The following is a 16,148-nucleotide window of genomic DNA, read 5'->3' as shown; positions in this document are numbered from 1 at the left end:
CCTTGTGGCGCAGCCCCGGACGCCACGGCCAGGTTACCGGCCAATCGGTCACGTGCCGCGCAACAGGGTCGGGCGCTATTCCGGGCGGACGATCACGACCGCACCATGATCCTCATCGCGCTTTCCACGTCACCGGAATGCGAAGATAGCTGACGCCGTTCGCCTCGGCCTCGGCGAAACGCCCAGCGCGGATGTTGACCTGGATCGAGGGCAGCAGCAGCTTGGGCACGGACAGCCCGGCGTCGCGCTGCTCGCGCATCGCGACGAAATCATCCTCGCTCACGCCGTCATGGACATGGACGCTCGACCGGCGCTGCTCGCCCACCGTCGTCTCCCAGCGATAGTCGTCGCGGCCCGGCGCCTTATAATCGTGGCACAGGAACAGTCGCGTCGCCTCGGGCAAGGCCAGCAACCGCCGGATCGAGCGATAGAGCGTACGGGCGTCCCCGCCGGGGAAGTCGGCGCGGGCGGTGCCATAGTCGGGCATGAACAGCGTATCGCCGACGAACGCCGCATCGCCGATCCGATAGGCGATATCGGCCGGGGTATGGCCGGGGACGTGCAGCACCTCGACCTCCAGCCCGCCGATCGCGAAGCGGTCGCCGTCCTCGAACAGCCGGTCGAAGTCCGAGCCATCGGTCTTCAGGTCGTCCATCGCGAACACGGGGCGGAAGATCTTCTGCACGTCGCGGATATGCGCGCCGATCCCGATCCATGCGCCGGTATGCGCCTTGATGAAGGGGGCGGCCGACAGGTGATCGGCATGGGCGTGCGTCTCCAGCACCATCACGATCCGCCAGCCCTGTGCGCGGGCAAAGGTGATGATGCGTTCGGCCGAGCCGGTGTCGGCGACGCCGCTCGCCATGTCGAAGTCGAGCACCGGATCGATCACCGCGGCTGTCCGCGTCGCGGGATCGCCCACGAGATAGCTGATCGTGTTCGTCGGCTCGTCGAAAAAGGCCTCGATAAAGGGCTGGGTCATGATTTCCTCCGTTAGCGCTTGCTAATATATTAGATAGTGCTACATAAGCAATACCTAATGGAGTAGCGATGATGCTCAAACCCCCGATTGACCTGGCGACCTTCGAGGCGAAGGCCGGACAGGTCGCCGACACGCTGAAGGCGATCGGCAATGCGCGCCGGCTGATGCTGCTGTGCAAGCTGGTCGAACATGGCGAGGTGACGGTCGGCGACCTGGCGCGCGATGTCGGCTTGTCGCAATCGGCCTGCTCGCAGCACTTGGCCAGGATGCGCGACGAGGGCCTCGTCACCTATCGGCGGGAGAGCCAGACGCTCTGGTACGCCGTTGCCGATCCCCGCGTCGAAACACTGCTCGCCACCCTTTACCAGCTCTATTGCAAGGATTGATGCGATGACGCTTGCGACCCTATCCCCCGCCGAGACCCATGCCGTGATCCGATCCGGTGCGCGCCTGATCGATATCCGCGGGGCTGACGAACATGCGCGCGAGCGTATCCCCGGTGCGGTGAACGTGCCGCTCGACCGGATCGGCGACCTGCCGTGTGACGGTCGCCCGGTCGTCTTTCATTGCAGATCGGGGATGCGGACTGCCGCCAATGCGGCGCAGCTCTGCGCGGCGGCGGGCAACGCTCCAGCCTATATCCTCGGGGGCGGCATAGAGGCGTGGCGACAGGCAGGGCACCCCGTGGTCGCCGACCGGTCGCAGCCGCTGGAGATCATGCGGCAGGTGCAGATCACCGCCGGGGCGCTCGTGCTGGCTGGCGTCCTGCTCGGCCTGTTCGTGACCCCGGGCTTCTTCGCGCTGTCGGCGTTCGTGGGGGCGGGGCTGATATTCGCGGGTGTGACGGGGTGGTGCGGCATGGCCAATCTGCTGCGCATCATGCCATGGAACCGGCGCGCGGCGGCCTGAGGCGATCATGGGCACCGCCGCCATCCTCGCCGCGCTCCTATCGGGTGGCGTGATCGGCCTGATCCTGGGCCTTGTCGGCGGGGGCGGGTCGATCCTGGCCGTGCCGCTCCTGATCTATGTCGTCGGGGTCGGATCGCCGCATGCCGCGATCGGGACAGCCGCTGTCGCCGTCACGGTCAACGCGCTGGCCAGTCTGATCGGTCATGCCCGTGCCAGCCGCGTGAAATGGCGGTGTGCGAGCGTCTTCGCCGTGTCGGGCATGATCGGTGCTGCGCTGGGGGCGGAACTGGGCAAGGCGTTCGATGGCAAGCGGCTGCTCGTCCTGTTCGGGCTGCTGATGATCGGTGTCGGCGTGTCGATGCTGCGCAGGCGCCGTACGGCGGAAGCGCCCGACGTGCGGCTGACCCGCGACAGCGCCAGGGCGCTGCTGCCGCGCCTCGTGCCGATCGGACTGGGGGTCGGATTGGCGGCAGGCTTCTTTGGGATCGGGGGCGGTTTCCTGATCGTGCCGGGGCTGATCCTGGCGACCGCCATGCCGCTGCCCTTCGCGATCGGCACCTCGCTGGTCGTCGTCAGCGCGCTGGGGCTGACCACCGCCACCTCCTACGCCTTGTCGGGGTTGGTCGATTGGCAGGTGACCGCGCTCCTGATCATGGGCGGCGTCGTCGGGACGATCGGCGGCATCGCGCTGGGCAAGAGCCTCGGCACTCGCAAGGGGCTGCTCGAACGCGGATTTGCGGCCATATTGATCGCGATCGGCGCCTATATCACGGCGTCATCCATCTAGATCGATCCGCCATCCCAGCGCGTCGGACGGCAGGCCGTGGTTGGGGAGCTGCGCCGGATCGCGATCGCCTGACACTTGCCACCGATGCCCAAAGTCTCGTCGCGAAAGGCGAGGGGAGTGTGGCGGCGGAAGCACAGTCGCCCGGTTGATTGACCGGGCACCATGCCGCCACGGCATTTTGATTGACACCGATGCCGGTCGGTATAGCTATGAACTATAAAGAAAATAATTAGCCGAATTCATCGGCGAACAATCAGAGCAAAAAATAGCCGTAATGGGAGAGGTGGGATGAAGGGGAAGACGCTTGCGCGCGTGCTCGTGCGCTCGACATCGGTGCTAAGCCTGACGGCGGGGCTGTTGCTGGCCTCGCAGGCCCAGGCGCAGACGGCACCGATCGACCCGCAACAGGGCACGCCCCAGGCGGACACCAGCAGCCAGACACCCCCGCCGGGCGAGGCAAGCCCGAGCAACCCCCAGCCGGAAACCACGCCGGACGACATCGTCGTCACCGGCGTCCGTGCCTCGTTGGAACGCTCGATCGCCATCAAGCGCGACTCGAACGGCGTCGTCGACGCGATCAGCGCGGAGGATATCGGCAAGTTCGCCAACACCAACCTGGCTGAGTCGCTGCAGCGTATTACCGGCGTTTCGATCGACCGGCGCAATGGTGAGGGTTCGACCGTCACGGTCCGCGGTTTCGGCGCGCAGTACAATCTGGTCACGCTGAACGGCCGCCAGTTGGCGACGTCCAACATCGTCGCGGTCGGCGGCGACCAGGGCGGTGACGGCGCGGGCGGCTTCGGCCGTTCGTTCGACTTCTCGAACCTCGCCTCGGAAGGGGTGAAGACGCTGGAGGTCTACAAGACCGGGCGCGCCGCGATCCCGTCGGGCGGCATCGGCGCGACGGTCAACGTGGTCAGCCGCCGCCCGCTCGACAATGCCGATACCGGGCTGGTCGGGTCGCTGGGCGTCAAGGGCAGCTATGACAACAGCTCGGCCGACTGCATCGACTGCGGCGCGCGCGTCACGCCCGAGGCGTCGGGCACCGCCAGCTGGACGGACAGCGAGAAGCGTGTCGGCGTGTCGCTGTTCGGCAGCTATCAGAAGCGCAATTTCAGCTTCGCCAGCGTCGCCCCGGACAATTGGAATATCCGTTCGCTCAACGACTTCCTCAACCCGTCCAACGGCTTCATCAACGGCGCGACCAAGATCAACAACCGCCCGACCGGCAACCCGCTGGTCTCGGTGCCCAACGATTTCCGCTATCACTTCTCCGAGGCCAGCCGCGAGCGGATCAACGGTCAGGCGATCCTGCAATTCCGCCCGACCGACACGCTGACCTTCACCGCCGACGGCCTCTATGCCCAGCTGCGTCAGTCGGAGCGCCGGTCGAGCCAGTCCAACTGGTTCAACCGCCCGTTCAGCGAGGTGACGTTCGACGATGCCAGCAACGGTATCGCCACCACCCAGTTCCTGGCCGAGACGATCAACGGTGTGAAGGACGCGGCGTTCGAACAGGCCTATCGCGCGCAGAAGAACAGGCTCTACGACGTCGGCGGCAATATCGAGTGGAAGCCGAGCGACCGCTTCACCCTGTCGATCGACGGCCATGCCGGCGAGGCGCAGAGCCTGCCCGACAATCCCAACGGCCAGACATCGACCACCGTCGCGATCAACGCGCCGGTCGTGACCGGCCATACGCTGCGCTGGACCGACAAGGGGTTCCCGCAGCAGACGCTGTCGATCAACGACGGGACGCAGAGCACGACCCCGACCGCCCAGCCCTTCATCAAGGGCAATAATAACGGCGTGCTGGACGTCGGCGATCTGGCGAGCGCGGTGCAGCGCCAATTCGCCTCGAACCAGACGCAGCGGATCCGCGAGCTGCGCGCCGATGCGGCCTGGGAATTCACCGACCAGATCCGGTTCGATGCGGGTGCCGATTATCGCACCACGACGACCCGCCAGACCCAGTTCAACACGCGCCAGGTCCTGGGCGACTGGGGCAATTCGCTGCCGCCGGACGTCGCGCGGCTGGCACCGGGGCAGGTCTTTCAGTTCTGCAACACCTGCAAGTTCGAGCATAACAACCCGAATGCCGATCCGAACACCCAGATCGCCTTTCGTACCGAGGACGCGACCAAGCTCTACAACACGCTGTTCAACTATTATTCCGGCGTGACGAACGACGGGGTCGACCACCGCAACAATATCGACGCGAACAGCGACAATTCGGTGCGCGAGAATATCTGGTCCGGCTATCTCCAGGGCAGCTGGAACGGGCAGGTGTTCGGCCGCAATGCACAGATCGTCGCGGGCCTGCGCTATGAGAATACCAAGGTGCGTGCGGTGTCACTGCAACCGGTGCCGCTGGCGATCGTGTGGACGGCGGACAACGACTTCGTGATCCAGAACAGCGCCGATCAGCAGGCCATTTCGGCGCGCGGGTCATACAGCAACTGGCTGCCCGCCGTGGATGCCAAGATCGAGGTGATGGACAATCTGTTCGCGCGTGCTTCGTATAGCAAGACGATCTCGCGTGCGCCCTATGGCAACCTCTTCGCCTCGACCGGCGTCGGTGCGCCCGGGCGGCCGACCGCGATCGGCGGCATCGCGACGGGCTCGTCCAACAACACCGGCCTGCTGCCGCTGTCGTCGGACAATATCGACCTGTCGGTCGAATGGTATCCGCGCAAGGACGTCTTCCTGTCGGCGGGCTTCTTCGACAAGCGGGTGCACAACTTCATCGGCAACACGGTGGTGAACCGTAACCTGTTCGGCCTGCGCGACGCGACGTCGGGCCAGGCGGGCACCCGGTCGGGCACCGCCCGCCAGCAGCTGGCGAACACGTTCGGGGCGGACATCACCGACGTCAACCTGTTCACCTATACCGCGCTGCTCCAGCAGAATAACGGCAATGTCGCGGCGGCGAACGCGCAGTTCGCGGCCAATTACAACACGCAGAGCCGCGCGCTGAACCAGGGCTTCGTCGACTCGATCCTCAGCCAGGTCGACATCAGCCCGAATGCCAGCGACCCGCTGTTCAACTTTGCGGTCAACACGCCGATCAACAACCGCGATGCGCACATTTATGGCGTCGAGCTGGCGGGCCAGTATTTTCTGGGCGAGACGGGCTTCGGCGTCGCGGCCAGCTATACGCTCGTTCGCGGCAATATCGGCATCGACATCGCCGCCGATCCCAGCGTGAACACCTTTGCGCTGGTCGGCCTGTCGGACACCGCCAATGCCACGCTGATCTACGACAAGAACGGCATTTCGATGCGCCTGTCGTACAACTGGCGCGACAAGTTCCTGAGCGACATCAACCGTGGCGGCGATCGCAATCCGGTCTTCACCGCGCCCTATGGCCAGCTCGACCTGTCGATGAGCTTCGACCTGACGCCGCGCTTCGCGCTCGGCTTCGAGGCGATCAACCTGACCGAGGAGGGGGTTCAGACCTATGGCCGCGACCGGATGAACACCTGGTATCTGGCCGAAGGCTCCGCCCGCTATCTGATCGGCGCGCGGTATCGCTTCTGATCGTGGAAACCCGGAAGGCTGCTGTCCCCTCTGCGGTCTTCCGGGTACAAGGGGCGATCATGGCCGCACCTGTCCTGCTCAACAATATCGACCATCGCGACCTTCGTGTCGCGATCGGTCATCACGCCCGCTTCGGCGATGCGATCAACCAGACGCGCGTGTTTCCGTCCGAGTTCGAGGAGCTTCAGCGCGAATACGCCATATTGCTGCGGCGGGACGAAGGCGGGGCGCTGTATGCCACCATTCTCCTCGGCCTCGACCCGGACGAAAACCTGTTTCTGAAGGGCGACCACTGGGATGCCCGCTACATCCCGGCGACCCGGGCGCGGGGGCCGTTCTCGATCGGTCACGACGCCACGGGCGAGCCCATGGTCTTTGTCGACCCCGAGCATCCGCGGCTGACCTCCGAGGGTTTTCCCGTGTTTCGCGAACATGGCGGCAACGCGCCGCTGCTCGACCATGTCTCGGCCATGCTGCAACGCATTTATGAGGGCGTGCAGACCGAGCGCGCGATGTACGACGCCTGGGCCGCGCTCGACCTGCTGACGCCCGCCGTCCTGCAACTCGATCTGGACGAGGGGCGGCGGTACAATGTGCCGGATTGCCTGACGATCGACACGGCACGGCTGGCGGCGCTGGAGGCCGGGGCCTTGGGTGATCTCCATGCGCAGGACTATCTGCGCCCGGCCTTCTGGATGGCGTCTTCGCTGGGCAATCTCCGCCATTTGATCGACCGCAAGCTGAGCCGGGATGCACATGGCTGAGCGCCTGCCCACCGCGCGGCATGCGCGCGCGCTGACGGAAACGGGGGCGCCCGATCTGGCGGCGCTCGTCGAAGGCAACGAGCCGGTCATCCTGCGGGGCCATGCCGCGCACTGGCCGCTCGTCCGCGCAGGGCAGGTTTCCGCCCGTGCCGCTGCCGATTATCTCCTGCGCTTCGATCGTGGGCGACCCGTGACCGGCTATGTTGCGGACGCGGTGACAGGCGGACGTTTCCACTATGACGAAACTGCCACCGGACTGAATTTCCGGACGGAGACGCTGCTGCTGCGCGAATTCCTGGCGCGGCTGCTGGATGGAGACGACGAGCAGGGGGAACAGCCCGCGCTCTATATGGGGTCGACCGATCTCGACGCCTATCTGCCGGGTCTTCGCCTCGAGAATGATCTGGTTCCCTCCGGCGAGCTGTTTCAGCGTCACCCGCCGCTGGCCAGTATCTGGATCGGCAACCGGACCATCGCCTCGGCGCATTACGACATGGCGAACAATGCGGCGATCTGTGCCGCCGGTCGGCGCCGCTTCACGCTGTTTCCCCCCGATCAGATCGGCAATCTCTATCCCGGACCGCTTGCCCCGACACCGGGCGGGCAGGTGGTCAGCATGGTCGACTTCGCCCGGCCGGACCTCGATCGCTATCCCCGTTTCGCCGATGCCATGGCCCACGCCGTGGTGGCCGAACTCGAACCCGGTGACCTGTTGGTCTATCCGGCCCTGTGGTGGCACCATGTCGAGGCGCTGGAGGCGTTCAACATCCTCGTCAATTATTGGTGGAACACAGGCCCCGACTATCTCGACACGCCGATGGATAGCGTGATGCATGCGATGCTGTCGCTGCGCGACCGACCGACGGCGGAGAAGCAGGCCTGGCGGGCGGTGTTCGATCATTACATCTTCGGTGACGGCGAAGCGGTCGTCGGCCATCTCCCGCCTGCATCGCACGGCCCGCTCGCGCCCCTCGACGAGGCCATGGCGCGGCGGTTACGTGCGTACCTTCTGCAAAGGCTGAACCGATGAGCGATCCCTATCGGCCGACCCGTGTCGTCATCGCCGGGGGCGGTACGGCGGGGTGGCTCGCGGCAACGGCGCTGGCGCGGCAGCTGGGGCCGCTGGTCGATGTCACGCTGGTCGAGTCCGACGAGATCGGCACGGTCGGCGTCGGCGAGTCCACCATCCCCACGGCGCGCAGCTTCCATGCCTTTCTAGGGCTCGACGAGGCCGAGTTCATGAGGGCGACCCAGGCGACCTTCAAGCTGGGCATTGCGTTCGAGAATTGGGGACCGGACGGCGCGCGCTATTTCCACCCGTTCGGAACGGTCGGCCGGTCGGTGGCGATCGCCGATTTCCAGCATTTCTGGCTGGAGGCCAGGCGTCACGGCTTTGGCGGCGCATATACCGACTATTCGCTGGAGACGCGGGCGGCCGAGGCGGGTCGGTTCGGGCGGGACGAGGCGGGCACGCTGGCCTATGCCTATCATCTCGATGCCACGGCCTATGCCCGCTTCCTGCGCGGTATCGCCGAACCAGCCGGAGTATGCCGGGTCGAGGGACGCATCGCCAGGGTCGAGCGCCACGGCGAGCGCGGCGACATCGCCGCATTGCATCTGGCATCGGGCAACCGGATCGAGGGGGACCTGTTCCTCGACTGCACCGGCTTTCGCGCACTGCTGATCGAAGGCGCGCTGGAGACGGGTTTCGAGGATTGGAGCGAATGGCTGGCCTGCGACCGCGCACTGGCGGTCCAGACCGAAGCCGTCTCACCCCCGGTTCCCTATACCCGCGCCATCGCGCACCGGGCGGGCTGGCGCTGGCGCATCCCTTTGCAGACGCGGGTGGGCAATGGACTGGTCTATTCCTCGGCCGACATGAGCGATGACGAAGCAAGTGCGACGTTGCTGGGCGGAATCGAGGGTAAGCCATTGTTCGAGCCGCGTGCCCTGCAGTTTCGCGCCGGGATGCGGCGGCGGGCCTGGAGCGCCAATTGCGTGGCGCTGGGGCTGGCGGCCGGGTTTATCGAGCCGTTGGAATCGACCAGCATCCATCTGGTCATGATCGCGGTGATGCGCCTGATCCAGGGCTTTCCGTTCCAGGGTCAGGATTGCGCGGCGCTGCGGACGCGGTTCAATGCCCAGTCGCGTCACGAATGGGAGCATATCCGCGACTTCATCATCCTGCATTATGCGCAGACCGGACGAACGGACTCGATGTTCTGGCAACGCTGCTCCACGATGTCCGTGCCCGATACACTGGCGCAGCGCATGGCATTGTTCGTCGAAAGCGCAGGGGCCTGGCAGGGGCAGGACGATCTGTTCAAGATCGATTCCTGGATTTCAGTCATGCTTGGGCAGGGAATGGTTCCAAAAGCCCATCACCGCATATCGGGGATGCTGAGTCCGCACGCCCTGCGCGATTCCTTCGACGGGCTGGATCAACAGCTTTCCCGGCAGGTGCAGCAGATCCCGGACCACCTCGCCTTTATCAACGGATATTGCGCGACGCAGGCTCGGCCGGATCTCAGGATCGATCCGGGTGACGCAGCCCACTGATCTGACTTCGCCACCGGTTCCGGCCCCGGACAGTTGCCTGAGGTTGATTTCGGAGCGGATGCTGTCGGCCGGGGCTTGGCGATCATCGGGGAAAGGTCGGCACCGACAATCGGCGTAACCGGCCCAGTTGCAGCGGCGGCCAGCATCAAGGCGGGCTCGAAGCTGCGCCGGGCCGCGAGGCGCTGCTCCACCGGATCGGCTGCGCGATCGAGAACGAGCAGGGCAGTGTGGTGGGCGGCGGCGCCATACCGACAACACCCCGATCGCCACCGTCCGCTTCCCCGACAGCATGGCCCTGAGCGCAGCGAGGGCCGGAACCATCGCGGCGTTGATCAGGGACGACCTGTCCGATCCGTCGTCGGGCACGACCAACGGCCTGGGAGATACCGTGTCGATCGCCTCCAACGCCGATGCCGCGGGCAAGTCGCAGAAGAGGCGTGTCGAAATCATCGTGCCGAGGCGCTGCTGATGCGGCGGTTCATTGGAAACCGGTATGGGGTGACGATCACCGCCGCGGTCTTGCGGGCTGCCTTGCTGGCTTTCGGACTGCCGCTGTTCGTGCCCTTTTTTTGGCCCCTCTCGGTGCGGATCGCGGCAGTGGCGCTGGTCGCGCTTGCCTGGGGGCTGTGGCGGTATCTCCGCCGCCGCGCCGCCGCGCCGCCCCGCCGCGCCGCCGCCGTGCCGCCCGCAGGGTCGCCGATGCGATCGCCGCCGAACTGGCGGGACTCGATGCCGCCGATGAGGAAGGCAAGCCACTTGGTCGTTGATTGACCGAGGCGCTGGCCAAGTTGCAGGGGGCCTCGGGCGGGCGGTGCGACCATCTCTACAGCCAGACGTTGCAGGCGCAGGGCATGGCTGCCAGCGCGATTGACTTTGCCCATGTATCGCCGATCACTCAATCGGGCTGTGCCGCGCTCGACGCCTATCGCAAGATTCGCCCAACGGGTCGCCATCGCCTGTCGGTGCCGCAGCGCCCGTTCGAGGTGCGCATTCGGGTTCATCGTATCATCGGTCATCGGGGTCTCTGTCGGTCGAGTGTCCTAACTCAAACCTATCCCAAGATCGCCTATGGCCACCCCTCAGCTACACCATCCCGCGGGGCACAACCTGCGGCCCAAATCCGATCTCTGATCTTCTGACGGTGATCGAGGTCCATTTTGGCGGGGCGCGTCTACGCACTCCAGAAGCCGCTCTTGCGTCCATGGCGATCCTTCAGTCCGGTCACATACGCCTGATGGTCGGCGTGCCCGCCATATTCCTCGATCCTGCGGGCAATCTGGGCACAGGTTTGCAGGTGGCGGGCGGCATGGGGGTATCGTTTGGAACGGGCCTTCTCGAGCGAGAAGTCGATCATCGCGCGTAGAAGCAGCGTCGCGGCCAGGGGATGGCGCTGCTCCATCGCCTCCGCCGCCGGGGCCAAAAGCCAATAATGGTCGCCGTTCAGTTCGGCATGGCGATCGAGGACCATGCGGCCAGCCTCATCGATCGCCGGCCATTCGAGGAAGAATGACAGTGCCTGATGGAAATCGGGAAACCGGCGGGCATAGGCCAGGGCTTTCATCTCCGCCTCCACGTCATCGAAATCCGGCAACCGCTTGATGAAGGCTTTCAGATAGCCCCTGTCGAGGTTCGTTTCGAACAGCTGCCACCGTTCACGCTGCGCATCGTCGACCATGCCCGACGCTTCCAGGGCATCGATCCTGACCCTGTGCCAGTCTGGCCAGTAACCGCCCTGACGCATTCTACTCTCGGCGAGCGCCAACGCGGCCAGCGCGTCCTGAGGCCGGCCGGACGTCAGAAGGCGTTTGGCAATGCTGGCCGCGATCGCTGGATTGGCCCGCTCCGCCTCCGAATGGAGAGCCGCATAGCCGTCGACATCGTTCAGGGCGTCGGCAATGTCAGACAGCGCGCTCTGGACGAGCCGCGTCCGGCGTCGCGCGGCATATTCATCCCCGAAGATCGGTCCATGGCTGCTGATGGCGATGATCTTGCGACCGTCTTGCTCGGAAGGAACCGGAGGGCTTGCCGCAAGCTGTTCGAACTTCGCCTTCAGCATGGTCAGGCCATCCGTCCCGAGCGCCGTCGCCATCAAGGGAATCAGGTCATCGAACTGATCATGATCATTGGCGCACAGCGCGTCATGGATGCGGTCGGCCAGGCGCGCCGGGTCGAGCCTGGCCCGCTTGGCGACGTCCCCGATATCCTCCAGCGCCTGCTCGAAGACGCTACCGATCGCCCCATTGCTGTCGTCGCATCGTCCGTAGATGGAGGGGGCCATGTCGAGCAGCCGCCACAGCAGCTCCAACGCTTCTCCCGGATGAGTCGGCACGACATGGGTCATGATAGCCGATCGCTGCATTTCGAGATCCTGCGCCATCGGCCCGACCTTGTTCCAGTCCAGGAAGGATTTCGACCGGGCTATCGTCGCGAGGCGCTTGCGGATCTGCGCGGCGACATCGCTGCCCCCAGCCTGGCTTGCCAGTTCCAGCCGCAAGCGCCGTTTCATGACGGCATCACCCTGCGCCAATTCCAGGAGCAACTCCGCAAGCCTGACAGCCCCCAGTGAGGAAAGGTTGGTGGCGTTTAGCGTCTTCGATGAAACCATGCTCCGATGTTGCGAAGGCCCGCGGCCGGGTCAACCATGAATGCAGGGCGCCGTTTGCGTTCGTGCCACGGTGTCGGCGCGGGGCGTCATCAATATCATCCTGAAGGACGATGCGCAGGGTGGGGATGGATACATCACCGCCGGGCGCAACTACAGCGTTGGCGGCGACACGCTCGCAGGCACCCTGCATCTGGCGGCTAACCTGGGAGAGAGCGGCTTCCTGAACGTGACAGGCTTTCACCGTTTCCATGACTTCACCCGGGTGGGTGGACTGGATCGCCGAGTCACTGACATCAAGGGCACCCTGCTGACCGCGACGTCCAGTCCATCCCTGAACGCGACGCAGCGACAGCTATATCCGCTGATGGCCGGCTTTGCCTATGTGAACTGGATCAACGGCGATGCCCAGTCTTCGCTGACCAACCTGCAGTACAACACCGCCTATAATTTCGGTGACGTCGAGGTTTATAGTTTCGGTACCTATTCCAAGCGGATCGCCAGTGCGTACCAAAATGCTCGCGTCCCGACGCGGGTGGCGCGTACGGTTGCTGGGGGCACGACCTATTTCGATCCGGATGGAGACAATCCACCCAACGGATTCAGCCCGCGCCAGAAAATTCGCGAGGATGACATGGCCTTTACCGGCGGTGTGCGCGGTGATGCCGGTGGTTTTCATTACGATCTGTCGACGGAGTTCACGGTCAATGCCGACCTTCGGCGCGGAATATCGCCGCAACGTTTATGATATCGGATCGGGCGACGCGAGATCGATCTATAAGAGCCCAACCGATAATTAATCACGCGCTATGTCATTGGCTTACCTTCCGCTGCCGATGGAAGGCCACTGTGGGATTAAGGCACGCGACCCATGCCGTTAATATTGCATGGTAGACCGGGCTACCACGCACAGTAATAATATTTGCTCGACGCGAACGACCTTGCACATGTTCATATGATATCAGTGAGCCGTAATTCCCGTTTGGGCTCTAAGCGTCGCCTGTGCTGCGACGACGTGTGGTGAGCCACGTTTCTGCAATGCGCCATGCCCGCTCATCGTCCACATCTATCCATCCAAGATCGCTGCAATCGCTGATGCCAGCAGCTTGGTCGGATGCCAGGCGCCGCATTCCTTCGGTCAGAGAGGACTTTTCCAATCCGCGGAGTGCGTCGAACAGACCCTTGCCAACAGCGAAGACACCCGTATCAAAGCAATCATATACCGCGAGTCCCTTGCCAATGCTGATCAAGCGGTCGCCATCCGTCTGAGCGCACGTCACATCGTCAAGATCGATCCAGTCGTGATCGATCCGACGGTCGATTCCGAGCGATGCGCCGCCCCCCGTATCGGCATGGGCCATTCGCCGATAGAATTCCGGTTCGACGAGATGGTCGCACATCGCAAGGACCGCCTCCTCACCGTACAACAGTGGTTCCGCTGCGAGCAACGACGAGCCGTTGGGATGGCGATGATCCTTTACCCGTACGGTTTCGACTTTGATCGGCCAGTCTTCCGCCGCGACATAGGCCTCGATCGTCTCTGCCTCATAGCCGACGACCACGACCGTCCGGGCCAGCCCCGCCTGCGCCATGCCGGACACGGCATGGGCAAGCAGTGTCCGCCCGCCCACGCGGCAGAGCGGTTTGAGCGGGGCGACAGTGCGAAGGCGTGAGCCTTCGCCTGCCGCGAGAACGATACCGGTTTCGATCATTCCGCCGCTACGGCAATGAACTCGTCGACTGCCTGCGCCGCAAGGTCATCGGTCATCTGAATACGCGGATGCTTGCAGAAATACGCCGAGGCCGCGTCGATTGGCCCCGCCAAACCGCGATCCTTTGCCAGCTTGGCGCACCGGATCATATCGATGGCGACGCCCGCACTGTTCGGGCTGTCCTCGACGGACAGGCGCAACTCGAGGTTCATCGGCACACCGCCGAACATCGTCCCTTCCATCCGCAGGAAGCAGATCTTGTTGTCATTTTGCCAAGGCACATAGTCGGACGGGCCGATATGAACATTGTCGTCGTGCAGTCGCTCCGCAGCAACCGACTGCACCGCCTCGGTCTTCGAGATTTTCTTCGAGGCGAGGCGGCGATGATTGGACATGTTGAGGAAGTCGGTGTTGCCGCCGGTGTTGAGCTGGTAGGTCCGCTCCAGCTTGACGCCCCGCTTCGCGAACAGATCGGTGAGCACGCGGTGAACGATGGTGGCGCCGAGCTGCGCCTTGATGTCGTCGCCGATGATCGGCACGCCAGCCTTGATGAAGCGTTCCGCCCACACGGGGTCACTGGCAATGAACACGGGAATGTTGTTCACAAACGCCACGCCCGCCTCGAGCGCGCATTCGGCGTAGAACTCACTGGCGGCCTGCGAACCCACCGGCAGATAGTTCATCAGCACATCGGTCTTGGTCTCGCGCAGGGCGGCGACGACCTCCGCTTTGGAGGCCTCCTTCTCATGCGCGAGCAGGAATGTCCGATGATCGTCATAATCCGACATATGTTCGGCGACGCCGTCAAGAACATTCCCCATCCTTACCTTGGTACCCGTGGGAGGCACGGTTTCGCAAAAGACGGTGGTGCAATTGGGCTTGGCGAAGATTGCCTCTGCTACGTCCTTGCCGACTTTTCGTTGGTCAATATCCCAAGCAGCCACGACATGGATATCGGTCGGCTTATAGCCGCCCAAGTCCCAATGCATGAGCCCGACCGTTTCGTTTGCACCCTCGCGATAATAGGAAAGCCCCTGCACGAGAGAGCTGGCGCAGTTGCCTACCCCGACAATGGCAATATTAATGGCCGGCATTACCTGTTGCTTCCTTCTATATTTGGGAAATGATTTTCCGGCACTGTAAGGCGATTTTCGACGGTGCGATGCTGGAAAAGTCCAATGATGAGGATGATGTTCAGCGGGATGATTTCAAACCACCAGAACAGGCGTGGATTGCCGAAAAGACAGGCAAGGAAAATGGCATAGACTCGCACATTGGCGGACAACAGGCTCATCAGCCGCATGGGCCTAAGGGCCAGGGTGGCATATCTTGCCGCAAGCTCAGCGGGAGCTTGGTGCTGCGCCAGCGCGTGGTCGAACCGCGCGGCAACGCGATCCAATAATCCCCAGCAATGATCATAGAGTTGAACCAGCGGATTGCGGCTGGGTGCAGGACCGGCGATCTTCGCCACCGCATCCCGGCGCCGGTGAAAGCGGGCTCGCTCGCTTTCATACATGTTGGATTGGACCATATGTGCGATGCCTGCAGCCACCGCCAGTATCCAATCTTGCAAAGTGCCGATGGAGAAGGCCAGCGAAACATAGATCAGGACGAAAACGCCATGGTCGCACAGCCCATCCAGCGCGCGTCCCAACGGGCTGGCTGTGCCTGTGGCCCGCGCGATCATCCCATCCAGGCCGTCTGCGACAAGCCAGCAGACGGACAGCAGCAGGCCGACAACGGCAAAAGGCCACATTTCCCAGTGGCTGTAGGCCAACGCCGCCGATGTGCCCAAAGCCAGCCCGGCCAGCGAAACGGCATTGGCCGAGATTCCACGCGCGATGAACCAGGGCACAAGAAAGCGTGCCGCTGGATGAATAATCCAGAGATTTGTCGGATCTTCTATCCGACGGTCCCGTGACGTGTCGGGGATGGTAAATGTCATTAAATCGCAATGTATGAGCTTAGCTGTCTGACTTGCAAGCGATTTGCAACGAGCCTGCCACGCATTCGATCAGGTCGGTCGTTGGGGCAGGCTCGGGTTGGTGGTCAGCGCTGCGGTACCAGGGCGGGCCATGATGGACGGCGCCGTCATGCCGTTCCCAAGCCAGTTTGCCGGGCTTGATCTGACGTGGTTCGACAAATCGTCAATGCTGCGGCTGAAGCGTAAGCGCTGTTGCGCGGTCACCTTGCTGATGGCGGCATAACCGGGGACGGATTGGCCTTTCTGGATAGCAGCAAGGCCTACAGCCATGACGATGTCATGTGACGATACTGGCACGAGGCCGGTTCG

At 63.8% G+C, this 16,148-nt stretch carries 16 protein-coding genes; 9 read left to right on the top strand and 7 right to left on the bottom strand.

The window, feature by feature from the left end:
* Nucleotides 1-112 precede the first annotated feature (112 nt).
* On the bottom strand, nt 113-982 hold the full coding sequence (locus BSZ14_RS04025) for an MBL fold metallo-hydrolase (RefSeq protein ID WP_076709921.1): 870 nt from the start codon (nt 980-982) through the stop codon (nt 113-115).
* Between the two features lie 68 nt (nt 983-1,050).
* On the opposite strand from BSZ14_RS04025, the gene BSZ14_RS04020 reads away from it, so the two are divergent.
* From BSZ14_RS04020 to BSZ14_RS19565, 8 genes are all read left to right on the top strand, one after another.
* A complete protein-coding gene (locus BSZ14_RS04020) occupies nt 1,051-1,368 on the top strand; it encodes an ArsR/SmtB family transcription factor (RefSeq protein WP_076709920.1) in 318 nt (105 codons plus the stop codon).
* 4 nt (nt 1,369-1,372) lie between these two features.
* A complete protein-coding gene (locus BSZ14_RS04015) occupies nt 1,373-1,891 on the top strand; it encodes a rhodanese family protein (RefSeq protein ID WP_042489815.1) in 519 nt (172 codons plus the stop codon).
* A 7-nt stretch (nt 1,892-1,898) separates the two neighbouring features.
* Nucleotides 1,899-2,678 carry a sulfite exporter TauE/SafE family protein gene (locus BSZ14_RS04010; RefSeq protein ID WP_076709919.1) on the top strand — a complete coding sequence of 260 codons (780 nt, stop codon included), beginning with the start codon at nt 1,899-1,901 and terminating at the stop codon, nt 2,676-2,678.
* 288 nt (nt 2,679-2,966) lie between these two features.
* On the top strand, nt 2,967-6,218 hold the full coding sequence (locus tag BSZ14_RS04005; protein ID WP_076709918.1) for a TonB-dependent receptor: 3,252 nt from the start codon (nt 2,967-2,969) through the stop codon (nt 6,216-6,218).
* 59 nt (nt 6,219-6,277) lie between these two features.
* Nucleotides 6,278-6,982: a SapC family protein gene (locus BSZ14_RS04000; protein ID WP_076709917.1), complete on the top strand. Its 705-nt coding sequence runs from the start codon at nt 6,278-6,280 to the stop codon at nt 6,980-6,982.
* On the top strand, nt 6,975-8,012 hold the full coding sequence (locus tag BSZ14_RS03995; protein ID WP_198930447.1) for a cupin-like domain-containing protein: 1,038 nt from the start codon (nt 6,975-6,977) through the stop codon (nt 8,010-8,012). The genes BSZ14_RS04000 and BSZ14_RS03995 overlap by 8 nt, the downstream gene beginning before the upstream one ends.
* Nucleotides 8,009-9,541, top strand: coding sequence for a tryptophan halogenase family protein (locus tag BSZ14_RS03990; protein ID WP_076709915.1), 1,533 nt, complete (start codon nt 8,009-8,011; stop codon nt 9,539-9,541). Before BSZ14_RS03995 ends, BSZ14_RS03990 begins: the two co-directional genes overlap by 4 nt.
* 289 nt (nt 9,542-9,830) lie before the next feature.
* Nucleotides 9,831-10,010 (top strand): hypothetical protein, encoded by a 180-nt coding sequence (locus BSZ14_RS19565; RefSeq protein WP_076709914.1) that lies wholly within the window; start codon nt 9,831-9,833, stop codon nt 10,008-10,010.
* Here BSZ14_RS19565 and BSZ14_RS19225 read toward each other — a convergent pair.
* Both BSZ14_RS19225 and BSZ14_RS03975 read right to left on the bottom strand, forming a co-directional pair.
* On the bottom strand, nt 9,988-10,557 hold the full coding sequence (locus BSZ14_RS19225) for a hypothetical protein (RefSeq protein ID WP_139330306.1): 570 nt from the start codon (nt 10,555-10,557) through the stop codon (nt 9,988-9,990). The two genes, BSZ14_RS19565 and BSZ14_RS19225, sit on opposite strands and share 23 nt — an antisense overlap.
* A 155-nt stretch (nt 10,558-10,712) precedes the next feature.
* Nucleotides 10,713-12,146 carry a DUF6880 family protein gene (locus BSZ14_RS03975; protein ID WP_076709912.1) on the bottom strand — a complete coding sequence of 478 codons (1,434 nt, stop codon included), beginning with the start codon at nt 12,144-12,146 and terminating at the stop codon, nt 10,713-10,715.
* 40 nt (nt 12,147-12,186) lie between these two features.
* On the opposite strand from BSZ14_RS03975, the gene BSZ14_RS03970 reads away from it, so the two are divergent.
* Entirely contained in the window at nt 12,187-12,891 is a 705-nt protein-coding gene (locus BSZ14_RS03970; protein WP_076709911.1) for a hypothetical protein, read from the top strand.
* Nucleotides 12,892-13,132: 241 nt separating this feature from the next.
* Here BSZ14_RS03970 and BSZ14_RS03965 read toward each other — a convergent pair whose 3' ends face one another.
* The 4 genes from BSZ14_RS03965 to BSZ14_RS19920 form a co-directional block, all read right to left on the bottom strand.
* Nucleotides 13,133-13,855, bottom strand: a complete 723-nt coding sequence (locus BSZ14_RS03965) for a phosphocholine cytidylyltransferase family protein (RefSeq protein ID WP_076709910.1) — start codon at nt 13,853-13,855, stop codon at nt 13,133-13,135.
* Nucleotides 13,852-14,949 carry an inositol-3-phosphate synthase gene (locus BSZ14_RS03960; protein ID WP_076709909.1) on the bottom strand — a complete coding sequence of 366 codons (1,098 nt, stop codon included), beginning with the start codon at nt 14,947-14,949 and terminating at the stop codon, nt 13,852-13,854. The genes BSZ14_RS03965 and BSZ14_RS03960 overlap by 4 nt, the downstream gene beginning before the upstream one ends.
* A complete protein-coding gene (locus tag BSZ14_RS03955) occupies nt 14,949-15,800 on the bottom strand; it encodes a CDP-alcohol phosphatidyltransferase family protein (RefSeq protein WP_076709908.1) in 852 nt (283 codons plus the stop codon). The genes BSZ14_RS03960 and BSZ14_RS03955 overlap by 1 nt, the downstream gene beginning before the upstream one ends.
* A 69-nt stretch (nt 15,801-15,869) precedes the next feature.
* Nucleotides 15,870-16,148: hypothetical protein (locus BSZ14_RS19920; RefSeq protein ID WP_206744325.1), on the bottom strand; the 279-nt coding region annotated here is incomplete at its 5' end.

Source organism: Sphingomonas sp. Sph1(2015), from assembly GCF_001970915.1.
Lineage (GTDB): Bacteria > Pseudomonadota > Alphaproteobacteria > Sphingomonadales > Sphingomonadaceae > Sphingomonas > Sphingomonas parapaucimobilis.
Note: the sequence above shows the minus strand (reverse complement) of the source record. Positions and strands in the feature narration are given on the sequence as shown.